21 protein-coding genes are annotated in these 18,376 nt (G+C 69.0%); 7 read left to right on the top strand and 14 right to left on the bottom strand.

What is annotated here, in order from left to right; all coding sequences use genetic code 11:
* Nucleotides 1-24: 24 nt before the first annotated feature.
* The 4 genes from N8A90_RS03930 (at nt 25) to N8A90_RS03915 (ending at nt 2,984) form a co-directional block, all read left to right on the top strand.
* Nucleotides 25-840 carry a crotonase/enoyl-CoA hydratase family protein gene (locus N8A90_RS03930; RefSeq protein ID WP_262073345.1) on the top strand — a complete coding sequence of 272 codons (816 nt, stop codon included), beginning with the start codon at nt 25-27 and terminating at the stop codon, nt 838-840.
* A gap of 82 nt (nt 841-922) precedes the next feature.
* Nucleotides 923-1,372 (top strand): MarR family winged helix-turn-helix transcriptional regulator, encoded by a 450-nt coding sequence (locus tag N8A90_RS03925; protein ID WP_262073344.1) that lies wholly within the window; start codon nt 923-925, stop codon nt 1,370-1,372.
* 58 nt (nt 1,373-1,430) lie between these two features.
* Nucleotides 1,431-1,856 carry an organic hydroperoxide resistance protein gene (locus tag N8A90_RS03920; RefSeq protein ID WP_262073343.1) on the top strand — a complete coding sequence of 142 codons (426 nt, stop codon included), beginning with the start codon at nt 1,431-1,433 and terminating at the stop codon, nt 1,854-1,856.
* 93 nt (nt 1,857-1,949) lie between these two features.
* Nucleotides 1,950-2,984 carry a serine/threonine protein kinase gene (locus N8A90_RS03915; protein ID WP_262073342.1) on the top strand — a complete coding sequence of 345 codons (1,035 nt, stop codon included), beginning with the start codon at nt 1,950-1,952 and terminating at the stop codon, nt 2,982-2,984.
* 58 nt (nt 2,985-3,042) lie between these two features.
* Here the strand turns inward: N8A90_RS03915 and hpaH are convergent, their stop codons facing one another.
* From hpaH to N8A90_RS03890, 5 genes are read right to left on the bottom strand one after another with little or no spacing between them, the layout of a single operon-like run.
* Nucleotides 3,043-3,855 carry a 2-oxo-hept-4-ene-1,7-dioate hydratase gene (hpaH, locus tag N8A90_RS03910; protein WP_262073341.1) on the bottom strand — a complete coding sequence of 271 codons (813 nt, stop codon included), beginning with the start codon at nt 3,853-3,855 and terminating at the stop codon, nt 3,043-3,045.
* Complete coding sequence (locus N8A90_RS03905; RefSeq protein ID WP_262073340.1) at nt 3,852-4,739, bottom strand: fumarylacetoacetate hydrolase family protein; 888 nt, start codon at nt 4,737-4,739, stop codon at nt 3,852-3,854. Before N8A90_RS03905 ends, hpaH begins: the two co-directional genes overlap by 4 nt.
* Nucleotides 4,736-5,623, bottom strand: a complete 888-nt coding sequence (locus N8A90_RS03900; RefSeq protein WP_262073339.1) for an amidohydrolase family protein — start codon at nt 5,621-5,623, stop codon at nt 4,736-4,738. Before N8A90_RS03900 ends, N8A90_RS03905 begins: the two co-directional genes overlap by 4 nt.
* A gap of 23 nt (nt 5,624-5,646) precedes the next feature.
* Entirely contained in the window at nt 5,647-6,069 is a 423-nt protein-coding gene (locus N8A90_RS03895) for a RidA family protein (RefSeq protein ID WP_262073338.1), read from the bottom strand.
* The gene (locus tag N8A90_RS03890; protein ID WP_262073337.1) at nt 6,066-7,040 is read right to left on the bottom strand and encodes a Bug family tripartite tricarboxylate transporter substrate binding protein; all 975 of its coding nucleotides are present in this window, start codon (nt 7,038-7,040) and stop codon (nt 6,066-6,068) included. Before N8A90_RS03890 ends, N8A90_RS03895 begins: the two co-directional genes overlap by 4 nt.
* A gap of 201 nt (nt 7,041-7,241) precedes the next feature.
* On the opposite strand from N8A90_RS03890, the gene N8A90_RS03885 reads away from it, so the two are divergent.
* Together N8A90_RS03885 and N8A90_RS03880 are read left to right on the top strand one after the other, a co-directional pair.
* Complete coding sequence (locus tag N8A90_RS03885) at nt 7,242-7,877, top strand: flavin reductase family protein (protein ID WP_262073336.1); 636 nt, start codon at nt 7,242-7,244, stop codon at nt 7,875-7,877.
* On the top strand, nt 7,858-8,676 hold the full coding sequence (locus tag N8A90_RS03880) for an IclR family transcriptional regulator (protein WP_262073335.1): 819 nt from the start codon (nt 7,858-7,860) through the stop codon (nt 8,674-8,676). Before N8A90_RS03885 ends, N8A90_RS03880 begins: the two co-directional genes overlap by 20 nt.
* A 99-nt stretch (nt 8,677-8,775) precedes the next feature.
* On the opposite strand, the gene N8A90_RS03875 is transcribed toward N8A90_RS03880, so the two are convergent.
* Nucleotides 8,776-9,165 carry a hypothetical protein gene (locus tag N8A90_RS03875; RefSeq protein ID WP_262073334.1) on the bottom strand — a complete coding sequence of 130 codons (390 nt, stop codon included), beginning with the start codon at nt 9,163-9,165 and terminating at the stop codon, nt 8,776-8,778.
* Between the two features lie 55 nt (nt 9,166-9,220).
* Nucleotides 9,221-11,257 (bottom strand): molecular chaperone HtpG, encoded by a 2,037-nt coding sequence (gene htpG, locus N8A90_RS03870; protein ID WP_262073333.1) that lies wholly within the window; start codon nt 11,255-11,257, stop codon nt 9,221-9,223.
* Between the two features lie 202 nt (nt 11,258-11,459).
* Here htpG and aqpZ point away from each other — a divergent pair, with 202 nt between their 5' ends.
* A complete protein-coding gene (gene aqpZ / locus N8A90_RS03865) occupies nt 11,460-12,158 on the top strand; it encodes an aquaporin Z (RefSeq protein WP_262073332.1) in 699 nt (232 codons plus the stop codon).
* 22 nt (nt 12,159-12,180) lie between these two features.
* Here aqpZ and N8A90_RS03860 read toward each other — a convergent pair whose 3' ends face one another.
* The 7 genes from N8A90_RS03860 to N8A90_RS03830 all read right to left on the bottom strand — a co-directional run bounded on the left by N8A90_RS03860 (nt 12,181) and on the right by N8A90_RS03830 (nt 18,347).
* Nucleotides 12,181-13,002: a pseudouridine synthase gene (locus N8A90_RS03860; RefSeq protein WP_262073331.1), complete on the bottom strand. Its 822-nt coding sequence runs from the start codon at nt 13,000-13,002 to the stop codon at nt 12,181-12,183.
* An 85-nt stretch (nt 13,003-13,087) separates the two neighbouring features.
* Nucleotides 13,088-13,315, bottom strand: coding sequence for a DUF3606 domain-containing protein (locus N8A90_RS03855; protein ID WP_262073330.1), 228 nt, complete (start codon nt 13,313-13,315; stop codon nt 13,088-13,090).
* A gap of 204 nt (nt 13,316-13,519) precedes the next feature.
* Nucleotides 13,520-13,864, bottom strand: a complete 345-nt coding sequence (locus N8A90_RS03850) for a hypothetical protein (RefSeq protein ID WP_262073329.1) — start codon at nt 13,862-13,864, stop codon at nt 13,520-13,522.
* Nucleotides 13,865-13,985: 121 nt separating this feature from the next.
* Entirely contained in the window at nt 13,986-15,584 is a 1,599-nt protein-coding gene (locus N8A90_RS03845; protein ID WP_262073328.1) for a gamma-glutamyltransferase family protein, read from the bottom strand.
* 65 nt (nt 15,585-15,649) lie between these two features.
* Nucleotides 15,650-16,630, bottom strand: coding sequence for a Bug family tripartite tricarboxylate transporter substrate binding protein (locus tag N8A90_RS03840; RefSeq protein ID WP_262073327.1), 981 nt, complete (start codon nt 16,628-16,630; stop codon nt 15,650-15,652).
* A gap of 198 nt (nt 16,631-16,828) precedes the next feature.
* Nucleotides 16,829-17,512, bottom strand: coding sequence for a GntR family transcriptional regulator (locus N8A90_RS03835; RefSeq protein WP_262073326.1), 684 nt, complete (start codon nt 17,510-17,512; stop codon nt 16,829-16,831).
* A gap of 115 nt (nt 17,513-17,627) precedes the next feature.
* Nucleotides 17,628-18,347 (bottom strand): Crp/Fnr family transcriptional regulator, encoded by a 720-nt coding sequence (locus N8A90_RS03830; protein WP_262073325.1) that lies wholly within the window; start codon nt 18,345-18,347, stop codon nt 17,628-17,630.
* Nucleotides 18,348-18,376: the final 29 nt, after the last annotated feature.

Here is an 18,376-nt window from a genome sequence, read left to right as displayed (position 1 = left end):
ACAGAACAACAACGGAGACAACCGATGATCCATTCCGCCACCACGCCCCCGCCCGAAGGCTGCATCGACACCCAGGTGCTCGACCACGTACTGCTGATCGGCATCAACCGCCCCGCCAAGCGCAACGGCTGGACGCCGCGCATGTTCCGCGAGCTGGCCGAGGCCTACACGCGACTCGACGACGATCCGGCCTTGCGCGTGGGCGTGCTGCACGCGCTGGGCGACCACTTCACCGCCGGGCTCGACCTGCCGTCGTTCAGCGAGCTGATGAAGCGCGGCGAGAAGGCCTATCCGCAGGGGCTGGTCGAACCCAACGACCTCGGCACGCCCGGCTACCGGCGCCGCGCCAAGCCGATGGTGGTGGCGGTCAAGGGCATCTGCTTCACGGTGGGCATCGAGCTGATGCTGGCAGCGGACATCGTGGTCGCGGCGGACGACTGCCGCTTCTCGCAGCTCGAGGTGCAGCGCGGGATCATGGCCACCGGCGGCGCCACGCTGCGCATGGCCGAGCGCGCCGGGCTCGGCAACGCGATGCTGCACCTGCTGACGGCGGACGAGTTCGACAGCGCCGAGGCGCTGCGCCTGCACTTCGTCCAGAAGGTGGTGCGTGCCGGCGAAGAACTCGACGCCGCGCTCGCCATCGCGCAGCGCATCGCCGCACAGGCGCCGCTCGCCGTCGTCGCGACCCGCCTGAACACGCTGCGTGCGGTCGAACACGGGCCGTTGGCCGCGATGGCCGAGTTCATCGAGACGCAGCAGCGTCTGGCCCGCAGCGACGATGCGGCCGAGGGCGTGCGCGCCTTCGTCGAGCGCCGGCCCGCCCGCTTCACCGGCCACTGAAGCCTTCCCGACCCTGACCCGTGCAGGGTCATTGGCCGCATATCAATTGCACGCAATTTAATTGCTCGCTATCATTCGCTCCATGCGCTCCGCACCCACCCCCGACGAACTGCTCAAACTGGACAACCAGCTGTGCTTCGCCGTGTACTCCGCCTCCCTCGCCATGACGCGGCTCTACAAGCCGCTGCTCGAGAAGCTGTCGCTCACCTACCCCCAGTACCTCGTGATGCTGGCCCTGTGGGAAATCGATGGCCCGACGGTGTCGGAACTCGGCGAGCGCCTGTCGCTCGACTCCGGCACGCTGACGCCGCTGCTCAAGCGGCTCGAGGCGAACGGCCTGGTCTCGCGGCTGCGCGACGTGGCCGACGAGCGCCGCGTGCACATCACGCTCACGCCCGCCGGGCGCAAGCTCAAGGCCCGTGCCGCCGATGTGCCGGCCTGCCTGCTCGCCGCGAGCCAGTGTTCGTTCGACGAACTCGCCGGCCTCACGCAGCAGCTGCAGACCCTGCGCGACCGCGTGCGGGCCGCCTGACGATTTTTCTCCGCCTCACCGAAGGCATTTCACTTCCCTCCACTCCCAAGGAACGACCATGACCACCAAACTCGACAAGGTTCTCTACACCGCCGAAGCCCACACCGTGGGCGGCCGCGACGGCGCCGGCAAGAGCAGCGACGGCGCCATCGACGTCAAGCTGAGCTCGCCCGGTTCGGGCAAGCCGGGCACCAACCCCGAGCAGCTGTTCGCGGTCGGCTACGCCGCCTGCTTCATCGGCGCGATGAAGGCCGTCGGCCCCAAGGTCGGCGTGAAGGTGCCGGACGACGTCGCGATCGACTCCAAGGTCTCGCTCGGCCCGACCAACGGCGGTGCGGCCTACGGCATCAGCGTGCAGCTGGCCATCAGCCTGCCCGGCCTCGACGCCGAGCAGAAGCAGAAGCTGGTCGACACCGCGCACCAGGTGTGCCCGTACTCGAACGCCACCCGCGGCAACATCGACGTGGACATCACGATCGCCTGATCGACGCCACCCACGAAGGGCAGCACGGCCGATGGCCGTGCTGCCCTTTTTGCCATTGCACCATGCGGTGCGGTACCGGCCGACAATCGCCCCATGACACTTTCCAGCGCGCCGGCGAACACCCATCCCTACGAGAGCCTCACGCCCGACGTGGTGCTCGACGCGCTGGCCACGCTCGACCTGCACGGCGACGGGCGGCTCACCGCCCTCAATTCCTACGAGAACCGGGTCTACCAGGTCTTCCTCGACCAGCCCGCGGCACACCCGTCGGTGGTGGTCAAGTTCTACCGGCCCGAGCGCTGGAGCACGCCCGAGATCCTGGAAGAGCACGCCTTCTCGCTCGAACTCGCGGCCGCCGACGTGCCCGCCGTGCCGCCGATCGAGGTGCATGGCAGCACGCTGCATCACCACGACGGCTTCGCCTTCAGCGTGAGCCCCTACCGCGGCGGACGCTCGCCGGAGCTGGACGACTTCGAGGTGCTCGAATGGATCGGCCGCTTTCTGGCGCGCATCCACACCATCGGCGCGGCCCGGCCCTTCGCCGCGCGCCCGCCGCTCGACCTGCAGACCTTCGGCATCGCCTCGCGCGACTGGCTGCTGGGCAACGAGAAGATTCCGCTCGACGTGCAGCGCGACTGGGAAAAGGCCTGCAACGAGGCGCTCGACCGCATCGCCGCCACGGCGCTGTCGCCCACCTCCGCCGACGCGACACTGCGCAAGCTGCGCCTGCATGGCGACGTGCACCCCGGCAACATCCTGTGGACGCCGACCGACCGGCCCGACGGCGGCCCGCATTTCGTCGACCTGGACGATGCGCGCACCGGCTTCGCGGTGCAGGACCTGTGGATGCTGCTGTCAGGCGACCGCGCCCAGCGCACCGGCCAGCTGAGCGGCCTGCTCGACGGCTACGAGCAGTTCCGGTCCTTCGACCGCCGCGAACTCGCGCTGATCGAGCCGCTGCGCACGCTGCGCCTCATCCACTACAGCGCCTGGCTGGCGCGCCGCTGGGAAGACCCGATCTTCCCGATCAACTTCCCGTGGTTCGGCACCAGCGACTACTGGAAGGGCCAGATCCAGATGCTGCAGGACCAGTGCGAGTCGATGGACGAGGAGCCACTGTACGCGTAGTACCGCAGGCAAGCATGCGCGCTCCTGAAGTGATCGGAGCGCGCCGGCCACACGGCGCTCAACCGAAGTGGCAGGACACGGTGCCGAACTCGCCGTAGTCGGCCACGACGGTGTCGCCCTTGCCGACCTCGATCGGCCGGATGAACGAGCCCGCGAGGATGACCTGCCCCGGCTGCAGCGTGACGCCGAAGCGGTGCAGCCGGTTGGCCAGCCACGCCACACCGTAGCCCGGGTGGTTGAGCACACCGGCCGCCAGCCCCGTCTCCTCGACCTCGCCGTTGCGGCTGACGATGGCGCCGATGCGCCGCATGTCGGCATCGATCACCGCCGGCTTGAAGGGCCGCCCGCCCAGCACCAGCGCCGCGTTGGCCGCGTTGTCGGAGATGGTGTCGAACACGTTGCGCGTGCGCTTCGTCTCGGGGTCGATGCGCTGGATGCGCGCATCGAGGATCTCCAGCGCGGGCGTGACGTACGCCGTGGCGTCGAGCACGTCGAACAGCGTGCAGTCGGGGCCCGACAGCGGCCTGGCGAGCACGAAGGCCAGCTCGGCCTCGATCTTCAGTTGCAGGAAGCGCTCCGACGGGATCACCGCGCCATCGCGGTAGAACATGTCGTCGAGCAGCGTGCCGTAGTCGGGCTCGGCGATGTTCACCGCCCGCTGCATCGCCTTCGACGTGAGGCCGATCTTGTGGCCCTTGACCATGCGGCCGTTGCGCAGCTTGAGCTGCATCCAGGCGTGCTGGATCGCGTAGGCGTCGTCGATCGTCATGTCGGGGTAGTCGAGCGAGAACTGCCGGCAGGCGACGCGCGTGCGCTCGGCTTCTTCCAGCCGCTCGGCGGCCTGGGCCAGGGTGGTCTGGTCCAGGCTCATGCTGCCACCTCTTCGGCCTTCACGACATTGCGCAGCACGCCCACGCCGCTCACCTCGACCTCGACCACGTCGCCCGGCTGCAGGAACTTCGGCGGATCGAAGCGGATGCCGGCGCCGATCGGCGTGCCCGTCGCGATGATGTCGCCCGGCTCCAGCGTGGTGAAGGTCGAGAGGTAGCCGACGAGGTAGGCAAAGTCGAACATCAGGTTCGCCGTGGTGTCGTCCTGCCGCGTCTCCCCGTTGACGCGCGTCTGCACACGCAGCGCGTCGTAGCCCTTCGGGAATTCATCGGCGGTGACGATCCACGGACCGATGGCGCCGGACGCATTCCAGTTCTTGCCCTGCGTCACGTTGAACTTGGCGTGGTGCACCCAGTCGCGGATGGTGCCTTCGTTCATGCAGGTGAGGCCAGCGATGCAGGCCAGCGCGTCGTCGCCCTTCACGCGGCGCGCGCGGCGGCCGATGACGATGGCGATTTCACCCTCGTAGTCGAGCTGTGTCGATTCGAGCGGCTGCAGCAGCGGCTCGCCGTGGCCGACGAAGGACTCGGCCACGCGCATGAAGATGCTCGGGTACTTGGGCAGGTCGCTGCCGTCCTTGTACTCGGCGTTGCGATGCGCGTAGTTCACGCCGATGCAGAAGATGCGGCGCGGCCGCGCGATGGGCGTCTCGACGCGCACATCGACCAGCGCGTGGTCGGGTGCGGCGCCCTCGGCGGCGGCACGGGCCTGTGCCAGCGCGGCGTCGCCGCCTTCGAGCAGCGCAGCGACCGACGCGAAGGCCGGCAGGCGGCGGCCGAGGTCGACGACACCGTCGCCGTTTCTGTTGTCGATAACGCAGCCCCAGTGCGAGGCCCCGCCGTGGAGGTAGCTGATGAGTTTCATGGCGTCTCGAATCCGAAGAAGCGGGCGGGGTTGTCGACGAGGATCTTCTGCCGCGTGGCGGCGTCGGGGGCGAAGCGGTAGAGCAGTTCGAGCAGCGCGCCTTCGTTGGGCGGCTGCTTGACCGACACCGGGTGCGGCCAGTCGCTGCCCCACACGCAGCGCTCGGGCGCGGCGTCGATCAGGCGCTGCGCCAGCGGCACCACGTCGTCCCACGGCGCGCCGGCCTTCGAGATCTTCTCGGACAGCGAGAGCATCACCCAGAAGTTGCCGCGCTGGAACAGTTCGAGGATGCGCACCAGGCTCGGGTCGGCGTCGCCGCGCGAGGGGTCGGCACGGCCCATGTGGTCGAGCAGCACCGGCACGTCGAGCGATTCGAAGGCGGCCAGCTGCTCGGCGATACCGTTCGGCTCGGGCTGCACCTTGACGTACCAGCCCAGTTCCTTGACGCGGGCGAAGGCGCGCGCCTGCTCGGCCGCCGTCAGGCTGATGCCGAGGCCGCCGCGCGTAAAGCGCGCACCGCGCACGCCGGCGTCATGCAGCTTGTGCAGGTAGGCGTCGTCGCGCTCGGTCAGCACCGCCGCGTTGGCGCAGGCCATGTAGCGGCGCGGGCCGCCGGCGTTGAGGCCCTCGAGCGCATCGAGCACCACCGTGTGGTCGGCGCCGTAGGTCGTGGCCTGGACGATCACCCCGCGCTCGATGCCGAGCGTGGCGTGGAGCTTTTGAGCGACCTGCCAGGTCGCGCTCGGCATCTCGTAGGCCGCGTTGGGTCGCACGGGGTAGCGCTCCCGCGGACCGAAGACGTGGAACTGGCTGTCGCAGGACAGGGGCGGCGGCAGCGGGTTCGGCGCGCGCGGATTCGGATCGAAGGGAAGGTAGTCGGGCATGGGCGGGGTGGCAATGGGAAGGATCAGGCGATCCAGGCGGTGAAGCTGCACTCGATCAGCTTCCCCATGTCGAGCTCGGGCGCGATGATCGCGTGGCGCGCGGGCCGCGAGGCGGCATCGGGGAACATCTCGAGCCAGGGCACGTTGAGCGCGGGGCGCTGGCTGCGGTCCTTCATCCAGACGGTGAGCTTCACGATGTCCTGCGTGCCGCCGCCCGCGGCCTCGACGATGCGGCGCACGTTGTCGAGCATGAAGCGGCACTGCGCCTCGATGGTCTCGGCGGGCTTGCCCGTGGCCGGGTCGTTGCCCTGGATGCTGCCGCTCTCGAGCAGCGGACCGACGCGGCAGCCGGCCGGGATCGGGTTCTTGTGGCTGAAGCCCTCGACGTAGACGCTGGTGCGGGCGGCAGGCGCGGTGCGCCCCAGGGGCGAGGTGACGGTGCTCATTCGGCGGAGATGTTGGCTTGCTTGATGATCGGCATCCACCGCGCGTCTTCCTTCGTCAGGAACTGGGTGAACTGCTTGGGCGTGCTGCCGCGGGCTTCGGCGCCCAGCGTCTCGAACTTGGCCTGCACGGCCTTGTCGGCCAGGATCTTCTGCAACGCCTCGGAGAAGCGCGCCAGGATGTCCGGCGGGGTGCCGGTCGGCGCCAGGATGCCCGTGAAGGTCTCGGCCTCGAACCCCTTGAAGCCCGCCTCCTGAAGCGTGGGCACGTCCGGCAGCAACGGCACGCGACGGGCCGACGTCACGGCGAGCGCGCGCGTGCGGCCTTGCTGGATGAACGGTTGCGCGACCGAGAGCTGGTCGAAGTTGAACTGCACCTGTCCGCCCAGCAGGTCGGTGGTCGCCGGCGCGTTGCCCTTGTAGTGAACGGTCAGCCACTTGGCCCCGCTCTCTTTTTGCAGGTACTCGCTCACCAGGTGGTTGGTGGTGCCGGCACCGGGCGACGCCATGGTCAGGGCGTTGCCCGACTTCTTGGCGGCGGCGATGAATTCCCCCATCGTCTTGTACGGCGTGCCGGCGTTCACCTGCAGCACCAGCGGCGTGAACGACACCGAGCTGACCGGCGCGAAGTCCTTCTTCCAGTCGTAGGCGTTGCGCTTGAAGATGGTCGGCGAGAACAGGATCGGCCCGTTCGCACCCATGAAGAAGGTGTAGCCGTCCGGCGTGGACTTGGCGACGTATTCACCGGCGATCATGCCGCCGGCGCCGGGGCGGTTCTCGACCAGGAAGGGCTGCTTGAAGGTGGCCTGCAGTTGCTCGCTGATGATGCGGGCGGCGCCGTCGACGTTGCCGCCGGGTGGGTAGGGCAGCACGAGCTTCACGGGTTTGTCGGGCCAGCTGCCCTGCGCGGCGGCGGGCAGAACGGCGAGGGCGGCGCACGTGGCAACGGCGAAGGTGGCGATGGCATTTCTCAAAACATGTCTCCTGCTCTGGTACCGACATCGCAAGTGGCTGCGGTTCATCGGCGACTGGTCCACTCTAAGAACCCCGGGTCGGATGCTGCAATGCAATAAGTCCAGAGTGTTCCGTATGATGGACGTTTTGCGAAAGCGCACCGGCGCCGCCAGCGGAGCGCTCCCGACAATCGAGGCTCAGCCACCACGGAAGGCCCTGCCATGTTTCTCGATGCCGGCGACCTATCGCCCGAAGCCACCTACCGCCTGATGAGCGGCATCGTCGTGCCGCGCCCGATCGCCTGGATCACCACGGTGTCGGACGCCGGCGTGGTCAACCTCGCGCCCTTCTCCTGCTTCACCTTCGTGTCGAACAAGCCGCCGATGCTGGGCGTGAACATCGGGCGCAAGGCCGGCCAGCGCAAGGACACCGGCGCCAACATCCACGCGATGGGTGAGTTCGTCGTCAACATCGGCGACGCCTCGCAGATGGTCGCCATCCACGAGAGCAGCGCCGAGCACGCACCCGACGTGAGCGAGACCGAGCTGCTCGGCCTGGGCACCTTGCCCTGCCGGACGGTGCGCGTGCCGCGCCTGGCCGACGCGCCGGTCAGCATGGAGTGCCGGCTGGAGCGCGTGATCGCCTTCGGCGAGACCGGCGCCGAGTTCATCGTCGGCGAGGTCACGGCCTTCCATCTGCGCGACGGGCTGCTGCACGACGGCAAGGTCGACACCCTCGCCCTCGACCCGGTGTGCCGCATCGGCGGGCCGAACTACGCGACGCTGGGCCGCATCGTCACGCTGCGCGGCATGCAGCAGACGGCCAAGACGGTGATGGATGGCGGCAGCGGCGGATAAGGACACGGCCGCCACCGCGGGCGCCCAGAGCGTGCGCCGCGCGCTCGCGGTGCTGCGCGTGCTCGCCACCGGCCAGGAGCGCGGCGTGCGCCTGACCGACGTGGTGAGCCACACCGGCCTGAACCGCCCGACGGTGCACCGCATCCTGCGCGTGCTGGTGGAAGAAGGCGCCGTCGAGCAGGACCCGGCCACGCGCCGCTACCTGATCGGCGGCGAGGTCTCGCTGCTCGGGCTCGCGCGCTCGACGCGCTTCCCGATCCGCGCGATCGCCGAACCGCACCTGCGCCACCTCAGCGAGATCCTCGGCGACACCGCCTTCCTCACCATCCGCAACGGTGCCGACTCGGTCTGCATCGACCGCCGGCCCGGCAGCTTTCCGGTGAAGGTGCTGTCGATCGAGGTCGGCGCGCGGCGGCCGCTCGGCGTGGGCGTGAGCGGCCTGGTGCTGCTCGCCGCGTTGCCGGCCGAGGAAGCCGACGAGGTGGTGCGGCGCAATGCGCGCCGGCTGCAGACGTTGCACGTCGACCCGGCCGAACTGCTGGAGCGCGCGGCGCGGACTCGCGCCCAAGGCTATGCCTACGCACCGGTGGGGGTGGTGCCCGGCTCGCGGGCCGTGGCCGTGCCGGTGTGCGTGGCCGATGGCCGCACCGTCGCCGGCCTGGCCATCGCGACCATCACCGAGCGCCTGCCCGACGAACGCGTGCCCACCGTGGTCGCGCACATGAAGGAACGCGCCGCGCTGATCGGCGCGCAGGCCGCCGAACTCGCCCGGCGCAGAGGTGGCCGCAGCGGCGGTTGAGAGAGGGAAGACCCCGAGAACGTCCATGACATGGACGTTTCGGCAAAAGAACACCGCATTCAGGTCGGCCGACCGTCCGGCCGCGCGAGACGCCGCCGCTCAGGGCAGGACAGGCGCCGGCGGAGGAACGGGCGCGGCCGGCGCTGCGTTCGGGTCGTGCAGCAGCACGCTCTGCCCGACGCCCACGCCCACCGAAGCGCCGCCGCCCACGCCGGTGCTGGCCCCCACGCCCGCACCGCCATAGACCTGCCCGCTGGTGTTCACACCGACGCCTGCACCGACCGGGCCCCAGCCGGTGCCGAGACCGACGCTCGGCCCGCCCGAGCCGACGCCCACGCCGAGCGACAGCCCCGGGAACAGCGGGATGCCGAGGCCCACGCCGACGCCGGTGCCGCCGGAGGCGCAGCCCGCCAGGGCCAGCACGGCCAGGAAAACGCCGCCACGCGAGGCGGCGGCGAGAGAGGAGGAAAGGCGGTGGTTCTTTGTCATGGTGTCGGTCGCTCCCTGGTGATGTGCCATCGAAGCGGCCGACCGGCCGCTTCGCTCAGACCAGCAGCGCGTTGACGCGCCGCACGTAGGCGGCCGGATCTTCCGGCAGGCCGCCTTCGGCCAGCAAGGCCTGGTCGAACAGGATGTTCGCCAGGTCCTCGAAATGTGCCGAACCCTCCAGCTTTTTCACCAGCGGGTGCTCGGCATTGACCTCGAGCACCGGCTTGAGTTCCGGTGCCGGCTGGCCTGCCTGCTTGAGCATGCGCGCCAGCTGCGTGCTCATGCCGCCGTCCTGCACCACCAGGCAAGCGGGCGAATCGACCAGGCGCGTGGTCACGCGCACGTCCTCGGCCTTGTCCTTGAGCGCTTCCTTCAGCTTCTCGAGCACCGGCTTGAAGGTCTCGGCCGCTTCCTCCGCGGCCTTCTTCTCGGCCTCGTCCTGCAGCGTGCCCAGGTCGACCGCGCCCTTGGCCACGCTCTGCAGCGGCGTGCCGTCGAAATCCTGCAGGTAGTTCAGCGCCCATTCGTCGACGCGGTCGGTCATCAGCAGCACCTCGATGCCCTTCTTCTTGAAGAGCTCGAGCTGCGGGCTGTTCTTGGCGGCGGCCAGCGAATCGGCGGTGATGTAGTAGATGGCCTCCTGGCCGTCCTTCATGCGCGCCTTGTAGTCGGCGAAGCCCACGCTGACCGTGTCGGTGGTGGTCGAGGCGAAGCGCAGCAGCTTGGCGATGCGCTCGCGGTTGCCGAAGTCCTCGCCCAGGCCTTCCTTGAGCACGGCGCCGAACTCGGCATAGAACTTGGCGTACTTGCCCGCGTCCTCGTCACCCGCGAACTCGGCGGCCGCTTCGGCAGCCGGCACGGCGTCGTTCTTGTCCACCACGTCGGTGACCTCGGTCGGCTCGGGTGCCGGCACCGATTCGCCGGAGCCCACGTCGATCTTGCCGGCCGCGCTGTCGGCGGCGGCCTTCTGTTTTTTGGCCAGGTCTTCCAGCATCGACAGCACGCGCTTGGTGCTGCCCTCGCGGATCGCCTTCACGTCGCGGCTTTCCTGCAGCAGTTCGCGGCTCACGTTGAGCGGCAGGTCGGCCGAGTCGATCACGCCCTTGACGAAGCGCAGGTAGCCGGGCATCAGCGCCTCGGCGTCGTCCATGATGAAGACACGCTTGACGTAGAGCTTCACGCCCGCCGTCTTCTCGCGGTTCCACAGGTCCATCGGCGCCTTGGCCGGGATGTAGAGCAGCTGCGTGTACTCGGTGCTGCCCTCGACCCGGTTGTGGCTCCAGGCGAGCGGGTCTTCATAGTCGTGGCTGATGGTCTTGTAGAACTCGGCGTACTGCTCGGCGTTGATGTCCTTCTTGGGCCGCGTCCACAGGGCGCTGGCCTTGTTCACCGGCTCCCATTCGCCGGTCTTGACCATGTCGCCAGGCTGATCGTTCTCGCCTTCCTTCCACTCTTCCTTCTCCATCAGGATCGGGAGCGAGATGTGGTCGGAGTACTTGCCGATGACCTGCTTGAGCTTCCAGGCGTTGAGGTATTCCTCGGCATCGTCGCGCAGATGCAGCGTGACGCTGGTGCCGCGCTGCGCGCGTTCGATGTCGTCGACCTCGAAGTCGCCCGCGCCGCCGCTGGCCCAGCGCACGCCCTGGTCGGCCGGGAGGCCCGCGCGACGCGACTCGACCGTGATGCGGTCGGCCACGATGAAGCCCGAATAGAAGCCCACGCCGAACTGGCCGATGAGCTGGGCGTCGGCCTTCTGGTCGCCGCTCAGCTTGCTCATGAAGTCCTTGGTACCGCTCTTGGCGATGGTGCCCAGGTTGTCGATGGCTTCCTGCTTCGACAGGCCGATGCCGTTGTCGGCGATGGTGAGCGTGCGGGCCGTCTTGTCGAAGGACACGCGCACTTCCAGGTTGGGCGCGTCTTCGTAGAGCGAAGGGTTGTCGATGCCTTCGAAGCGCAGCTTGTCGCAGGCGTCCGAGGCATTGGAAATCAGTTCACGCAGGAAGATTTCCTTGTTCGAGTAGAGCGAGTGCGTGACGAGGTGCAGCAGCTGGGCCACTTCGGCCTGGAATGGGAGTTTGGTCGTTGCAGTCATGGTTCTCTGTGGTCGAAAAAAGAAACGGGGCGCGGCGCCCCATCGCGATGTGGCGTCGAGCCGGCTATTTTCAACCGTCGCACCGTGAAGAGATACCGGATGGGGCAATCCGGTGCGGAAAGAGGCGCCATCCCTTTTTAGAATCCGCCGCGCAGGGCCATGCCCGGCATTCATGACACACACAACACAGAGGATGGGAAAAATGGAACACAGCAACATCAAGAAATGGTCCGCCGAGTTCATCGGCACCTTCTGGCTCACGTTCGGCGGGTGCGGGAGCGCGGTGCTCGCCGCCGCCTTCCCGCAACTGGGCATCGGCTTCGCCGGCGTCGCCCTGGCCTTCGGGCTCACGGTGCTCACCGGCGCCTACGCGCTCGGCCCGATCTCGGGCGGGCACTTCAACCCGGCCGTGTCGGTCGGGCTCGTGGTCGGCGGGCGCTTCAAGGCATCGGCGCTCCCGGGCTACGTCATCGCCCAGGTGCTCGGTGCCATCGTGGCGGCAGGCGTGCTCTACCTGATCGCCACCGGCAAGCCCGGCGCCGAGATCGGCGGCTTCGCCACCAACGGCTATGGCGAGCACTCGCCCGGCAAGTTCAACATGGTGGCGGCGCTCATCACCGAGATCGTGCTCACCGCCGTCTTCCTGATCGTCATCCTCGGCGCGACCGCCAAGCGCGCGGCGGCCGGTTTCGGCGGCCTGGCGATCGGTCTGTGCCTCACGCTGATCCACCTGATCTCGATCCCGGTGACCAACACCTCGGTCAACCCGGCCCGCAGCACCGGCCCGGCCTTGTTCGGCCCGTCGTACGCGGTGTCGGAGCTGTGGCTGTTCTGGGTGGCACCGATCGCCGGCGCCGTGATCGGCGCGCTGATCTACAACGTGCTGCTCAAGGACGAGTGAACGCTGGCGGCGCCCGGCGCCGTCAGAACTTCTCGTGCGCGCCCAGGTAGCGCCACTGCCCGGCCGGCAGGTTGCCCAGCACCACGCGCCCGATGCGGATGCGCTTGAGGCCCACCACCTTGAGCCCGACCTGCTCGCACATGCGGCGGATCTGCCGCTTCTTGCCTTCGGTCAGCACGAAGCGCAACTGCTCGGGGTTCTGCCAGTCGACGCGCGCCGGCTTCAGCGGCTGGCCGTCGAGGCTCAGGCCGTGGCGCAGCCTGGCCAGCATGGCGGGCGGAAAGACCGCCTGCACATTGGTCGTGACGGGATCGTCGTCGTCGATGCGCACCAGCTGCCCCAGGGGCGCGGGCTTGCCGGGGCCGTGGTAGGCCACGCGCACCAGGTATTCCTTCTCGATGCCCGAGTCCTCGCCGATGAGCTGGCGTGCCACGCGGCCGTCTTGCGTCAGCACCAGCAGCCCGACCGAATCGATGTCCAGCCGCCCGGCCGGCGCCAGGCCGCGCAACTGCGGCGGCGAGAACCGGTTCGTGCTGGTGTCCTCGCGCCAGTGCGTGCGCGGGTTGATGAGCATCACCGCAGGCTCGTGGCCGTCCTCGGCCTGGCCGCTGACGTAGCCCATCGGCTTGTGCAGCAGGATGGTCACCTGCTGGGCTTGCTGGCCGTGGGCCTTCTTGTCGACCTCGACCTTGTCGGCGGGCGTCACCTTCACGCCCATCTCCGCCGGCTTGCCGTTGACCTTCACCCAGCCCTGCGCGATCCAGTCGTCGGCCTCGCGGCGCGAGCAGATGCCGAGTTCGGCCATGCGTTTGTTGAGGCGGACGGGTTCGGCGGGCGTGGGCATGGGGTCGGAGCGAGTCGGGCGAGCGTCTATTCTCGTCCACCCTGCGCGTCGGCCCCAGGCCGCCGAACGCGCACGCCGGCGCGCGTCAGATCTGCTCGGCCTCCTGCAGCGCGCTTGCCGGGCGGCTCACCACGCGCGGGATGCCGAGATGACGGCACACCGCCTGGGTCGAATCGCCGGCGGCACCCACGGCCGCGCGCAGGCGCGTCTCGGTCACGGCCAGCACGCGGGTCCAGTAGCGGACCTCCTGCGGCTCACCCAGGTTGATCCACCCCGTGTCCCGGGGGCTGCGGGTTTCAAAGTCGTTGGCCATCACCATGTCTCCATCGGTTTCTGATCGCCCCGGGACGGTGCCTCGGCCCCTCAGCGGATGCGACCGGACGGTGTAGATCGACGTTGCAGGAGGCGTCCGACATGGCCCCGCCGCCTTGCACGGTGGGCGCGCCAGTACACCGACGCGCCAGCGATGGCCAGCGGGATGAAGACGGTCGCGAGAGCGCACAGCACACGCAGCAGTTCACCCGCCATGAGCCACCCCGCAACGCTGAAGGTGGGCGCGCCAGCTCGTCAGCGGCCCGATCTCGCCGTCCGGCACGCAGGCCAGCACGCCGTGCAGCACCTCGGCGTAGCGCGACAGCGGCAGACGCACCATGAGCCGCACGCGCGGCACGGCATGCGCGCAGGCCGCGGAGGCGTGCAGCAGCGGTTCGCAGCGCAGCACGCCCACCCCCTGGCACGCCGCCAGCGCCCGGCGGACGCGACAGGCATCGACCGAGGCGACCGTGACATCGAGCACGTGGAAGGCCGTCTCGCGGACGACAGAGGTGGCACCAGGAGGCTCCCGGTAGGCGGCATAGGCCATGGCATTCCTGCTGGAAATGAACAGGAAGCCAGTGTCGGGAAGCACCCGTCAAAACGGTGCAAAGCCTCCGGCCGGCGGCGTAAAGAAGGCGTCAATGCGGCGCGCCGGTCAGCGCGCTCGCTCAGTAACCGACAGCCTGCCCGTCGCGCCGGTGGTCGGAGCCGGCCGCGTACACGATGCCGTCGTCATCGGGACCGGCTGGCAGGCGCTGCGCCAGCTGCGCGGAGCCGAAGAGCAGGTTGCCCGGCGCCATCTTCTCGGGCGCGTGGCCCAGGGCCTGCAGGCCTTCGACGACGGCGGCGGGGACGGTCGGCTCGACGGTCAGGGCCGCGGCGTCGTTGATGCGCCAGCGCGGCGCGTCGGCGCAGGCCTGCGGGTTGAGGTCTTCGACGACGTGCCGCAGCACCATCTGCACATGGCCCTGGGCCTGCATGTTGCCGCCCATCACGCCGAAGGCCATCGCGGGCTCATCGCCGCGGGTCAGGAAGGCCGGGATGATGCTGTGCTGAGGGCGCTTGTTGCCCGCCACCTCGTTCACATGGCCGGGCGTCGTGACGAAACCCGAGCCCCGGTTGTGCAGCGCGATGCCGGTGCCCGGCACCACCACGCCGGAGCCGAAGCCACGGTAGTTCGACTGGATGTACGACACCATCCGGCCCTCCGCGTCGGCCGTGCACAGGTAGACGGTGCCGCCCACCGGCGGTGCGCCGGCCGCGTACTGCCCGGCCCGCTTCGGGTCGATCAGGCGCGCGCGTTCGCGCAGGTAGGCGGGGTCGAGAAGTTGCGCCGACGTGAGCCGCATGTGCGCCGGGTCGCCCACGTGGGTCTGCAGGTCGGCGAAGGCCAGGCGCATCGCTTCGATCTCGAGGTGCATGCGCGCCGCGGAGCCGATGGCCGTGTCTTCGTAGGGCAGGTGTTCGAGGATGCCGAGCGCCATCAGCGCGGCGATGCCCTGGCCGTTCGGCGGGATCTCGTGCACCTGGTGGCCGCGGAAGCCGACGCGGATCGGCTCGACCCACTCGCTGCGGTGCGCCGCGAGGTCGGCCAGGCCCAGCGCCGCGCCATGCGACGCCGCGAAGCCGGCGATCTCGTTCGCCAGCCGGCCGGTGTAGAAGGAAGCGCCGCGGGTGCGCGCGATCTCCTCGAGCGTGTCGGCCTGCTGCGCGAAGCGCCAGACCTCGCCCACGGCGGGCGCGCGGCCACGCGGCATGAAGGCTTCGAAGCCGGGGTAGGTGTGCAAGTCGCGGACGGACTCGGCCCACTGCCCGGCGATGACCGGGCTCACGGGGAAGCCGTCGCGCGCGTGGCGGATCGCATCGACGAACAGGTCGTCGAAGGGCAGCGCGCCGAAGCGCTCCGACAGCGAGGCCCAGCCGGCCACCTGGCCCGGCACGGTGACCGTGTCCCAGCCGCGGGCCGGCATGGTGCGCATGCCCTTGAAGCGCGCTGCGTCCCAGCCGGCCGGCGAGCGGCCCGAGGCGTTGAGGCCGTGCAGCTGCGTGCCGTCCCACACCAGGGCGAAACCGTCGCCGCCGATGCCGTTCATGACCGGCTCGACCACGGTGAGCGTGATGGCCGCCGCCAGCGCGGCGTCGATGGCGTTGCCGCCGCGGGCGAAGGCGGCCGCACCGGCTTGCGCGGCCAGTGGCTGCGAGGTCGCGACGACATTGCGCGCCAGCACCGGCTGCCGGCCGGACGGATGGGGAAGGGACCAGTTCATGGATCGTGGGGTGAGGGACGGAGAAACAACGCACGGGCACCGGCGGCGTCCGTGCGAGCGGGAGGCTACTGCATGGTCATGCCGGATTGCTTGACCAGCCGTTCGGTCTTGACCAGTTCCTTGGCGATGACCGACTCGAATTCCTTGCGGCCGCCCACGGCGGGCTCCGCGCCGGCGGCAGCGAACTTCACCTTGAAGTCCGGGTCCTTCATCAGCTTGGTCAGCGATGCGTCGAGCTTGTCGAGGATGGGCTTGGGCGTGCCCTGCGGCGCGACGATGCCGTACCAGACCACCACGTCGAAGTCGGGGTAGCCCTGCTCGGCGATCGTGGGAATGTTCGGCGCGATCGACGAGCGCTGCGGGCTGGTCACGCCCAGCGCGCGCAGCTTGCCGTCGGCGACGAAGGGCATGCTGGTCACGATGGTGTCGAAGAACATCGACACCTCGCCGCTCACCACCGCCGGCAGCGCCTGCGCCGCGCCCTTGTACGGAACGTGCAGGATGTCGATGCCCGCCACCGCGCGCAGCATTTCACCGGCGAGGTGCGAGGTGGTGCCCGCGCCGAAGGACGCATAGGTCAGCTTGCCCGGGTTGGCCTTGGCGTAGGCGACCATCTCCTTGACTGTCTTGAACGGCATGGCCGGGTTCACCACCAGCACGTTGGGCGTGTAGCCCACCAGCGCCACCTTCTCGAAGGACTCGGGGTTGTAGTTGAGCTTCTTGAAGGTGAAGCGGTTCGTCACCATCGACGCCGGGCCGGACATCATCAGCGTGTAGCCGTCGGCCGGCGCGCGGGCGGCCAGTTCGCTGCCGATCAGCGTGGCGGCGCCGGGCTTGTTGTCGACGACGAAGCTTTGCTGCAGGTCGGCGCCGAGGCCGTTGGCGATCAGGCGGGTCAGCTGGTCGGTGCCGCCACCCGCGCCGAAGGGAACGATGATTTTCACGGGCTGGGTGGGCCAGGGGGTGGCGGCCGTCTGGGCCATGCCGTGGGACGCGAAAGCCGCCGCCAGGAGCGCGACGCAGCGGTGGAGCGAGCGCAATGTCATTGCATACCTCTTGCAGATTGTGGAAGGAAGGAACATCTGCAATTTCGCAATTAGCATGCCCGAATCAACGCCTCGAATTACCGAAATTTCGGAAATGCGCAATTCGCACGCAAATCCGGAGATCGCTTGCACTGAATTGCGCATGACGCATGAATCGGTGCATTTTTCACGACCCGATTGCGTGCATGAGGGTTGGCGCTACGCTTTTTTCGGCGACTCCGGCGCCATGAATTTCTCCAGGCTCGCGATGGTTCGCTCGGCATGCTGGCGCAGCACCTTCTCGACCTCTTCCGCCGGCCCGGCCCGCAAGGCATCGATGACGTAGCCGTGCGCGCTGCGCGAGCGGTGGGGACTGTCCGACTTCTCCAGCCACAGCCGCATGTGCGGCTCGACCACCGAATGCAGCGACGAGATCTGCCGCATCAGGCGCGGGTTGTGGCTCAGCGAGCACAGGTATTCATGGAATTGGCGGTGCAGCGACACCCATTCCTGGACATCATCCTCGGCCAATTCCATTTGCCCGATCAGATCGTCCAGCACCGCAATGTGCTTTTCCTGAATGGTGCTGAAAGCGACCCGCGCCGCCAGGCCCTCCAGCACGGCGCGCATTTGGAACACCTCGACCATTTCGGCGGTCGACAATTTGCGAACCACCGCCCCGCGGTGCGGCCGGATGTCGACCAGGCCCTCGGTCGCCAGCCGGCGAAAGGCCTCGCGCACCGGCATGCGGCTGGTGCCGATCTCCGTGGCGATTTCCTCAGGAATCAGGCGATCGCCCGCACGGTATTGCCCGCTGCGGATGCGCTGGATGATGTGGCTGTAGGCCTCTTCCTCGGCGGTGAACGACGCCGTCAGGCCGGTCAGGCGGTGGATGTCGATCATGCGCGACGCCCGGCCGACGACACACTCGAATAATTCTGAATGTAACTTTGTATCCACATATACGTGGATGAAGTCTAGGAGAGTTGACGCGGCAGCGCAAGCCTTCAGGGGGTGCTTACAGGGTGGCCGCGTCGCCGCGCGCGTTCGCCACGGCGCGCGCCAGGTGCTGCACGTCCGCCACCACCAGCGCCTTGCCGTCCTTCTGCAGCACGCCCTGGCGCACCAGCGCGTTCAGCTCGCGCGTGACCTGTTCGCGGTTGGTGCTGATCTGGCTGGCCAGCGCCGCGTGCTTGGGCGACGGCTCCAGCCGGGCGCGGTTGTCGGCCACGCCGGCGGCCTGCGCCAGGCGCAGCAGCTCGGCCTGCAGGCGCTGCGGCACCTCGAGCGTGCTGAGGTCGACGATGCGTTCGGACAGCTGGCGCACCAGCGAGGCCAGGCGAAGCATCACGCGCTCGGCCAGCGGCGGCTCCTCGCGCAGCAGCGCGCGGAAGTCGGCCGGTGGCAGGCTGGCCAGCACGCTGGGCTGCAGCGTGAGCACGTCGGCCGAGCGCGGGCCGCCGTCGATGGCCGCCAGTTCGCCGAACAGCTCGCCCTCCCCGCAGTCGCGGAAGGTGACCTGTCGTCCGCTGGCCGCGTAGGTGGTGATGCGCACGCGCCCCGACACGATGAAGTAGACGTCGCCCTCGTCCTGCGCCCGCAGCACCAGCGGCTGGCCGGCCTCGACGCTCTGCCAGCGGCAGGCCTGCGCCACGCGGTCGAGCCGGTCGTCGGGCAGCGCGTCGAACAGGGCGACCCGGCGCAGCGCAAGGGAAGAACGGACAGTGGTGTGGGGCATGCGTGAGGGGCGCCAGGGCGCGCGGATTA

It is taken from the genome of Variovorax sp. N23 (assembly GCF_025486315.1).
In the GTDB taxonomy this organism is placed as follows: Bacteria; Pseudomonadota; Gammaproteobacteria; order Burkholderiales; family Burkholderiaceae_C; genus Variovorax.
Note: the sequence above shows the minus strand (reverse complement) of the source record. Positions and strands in the feature narration are given on the sequence as shown.

Coding starts and splice junctions, on each gene's coding strand:
- N8A90_RS03930 (WP_262073345.1), top strand. CDS start 25: ATGATCCATTCCGCCACCACGCCCCCGCCCGAAGGCTGCATCGACACC.
- N8A90_RS03925 (WP_262073344.1), top strand. CDS start 923: ATGCGCTCCGCACCCACCCCCGACGAACTGCTCAAACTGGACAACCAG.
- N8A90_RS03920 (WP_262073343.1), top strand. CDS start 1,431: ATGACCACCAAACTCGACAAGGTTCTCTACACCGCCGAAGCCCACACC.
- N8A90_RS03915 (WP_262073342.1), top strand. CDS start 1,950: ATGACACTTTCCAGCGCGCCGGCGAACACCCATCCCTACGAGAGCCTC.
- hpaH (WP_262073341.1), bottom strand. CDS start 3,855: ATGAGCCTGGACCAGACCACCCTGGCCCAGGCCGCCGAGCGGCTGGAA.
- N8A90_RS03905 (WP_262073340.1), bottom strand. CDS start 4,739: ATGAAACTCATCAGCTACCTCCACGGCGGGGCCTCGCACTGGGGCTGC.
- N8A90_RS03900 (WP_262073339.1), bottom strand. CDS start 5,623: ATGCCCGACTACCTTCCCTTCGATCCGAATCCGCGCGCGCCGAACCCG.
- N8A90_RS03895 (WP_262073338.1), bottom strand. CDS start 6,069: ATGAGCACCGTCACCTCGCCCCTGGGGCGCACCGCGCCTGCCGCCCGC.
- N8A90_RS03885 (WP_262073336.1), top strand. CDS start 7,242: ATGTTTCTCGATGCCGGCGACCTATCGCCCGAAGCCACCTACCGCCTG.
- N8A90_RS03880 (WP_262073335.1), top strand. CDS start 7,858: ATGGCGGCAGCGGCGGATAAGGACACGGCCGCCACCGCGGGCGCCCAG.
- N8A90_RS03875 (WP_262073334.1), bottom strand. CDS start 9,165: ATGACAAAGAACCACCGCCTTTCCTCCTCTCTCGCCGCCGCCTCGCGT.
- htpG (WP_262073333.1), bottom strand. CDS start 11,257: ATGACTGCAACGACCAAACTCCCATTCCAGGCCGAAGTGGCCCAGCTG.
- aqpZ (WP_262073332.1), top strand. CDS start 11,460: ATGGAACACAGCAACATCAAGAAATGGTCCGCCGAGTTCATCGGCACC.
- N8A90_RS03860 (WP_262073331.1), bottom strand. CDS start 13,002: ATGCCCACGCCCGCCGAACCCGTCCGCCTCAACAAACGCATGGCCGAA.
- N8A90_RS03855 (WP_262073330.1), bottom strand. CDS start 13,315: ATGGCCAACGACTTTGAAACCCGCAGCCCCCGGGACACGGGGTGGATC.
- N8A90_RS03850 (WP_262073329.1), bottom strand. CDS start 13,864: ATGGCCTATGCCGCCTACCGGGAGCCTCCTGGTGCCACCTCTGTCGTC.
- N8A90_RS03845 (WP_262073328.1), bottom strand. CDS start 15,584: ATGAACTGGTCCCTTCCCCATCCGTCCGGCCGGCAGCCGGTGCTGGCG.
- N8A90_RS03840 (WP_262073327.1), bottom strand. CDS start 16,630: ATGACATTGCGCTCGCTCCACCGCTGCGTCGCGCTCCTGGCGGCGGCT.
- N8A90_RS03835 (WP_262073326.1), bottom strand. CDS start 17,512: ATGATCGACATCCACCGCCTGACCGGCCTGACGGCGTCGTTCACCGCC.
- N8A90_RS03830 (WP_262073325.1), bottom strand. CDS start 18,347: ATGCCCCACACCACTGTCCGTTCTTCCCTTGCGCTGCGCCGGGTCGCC.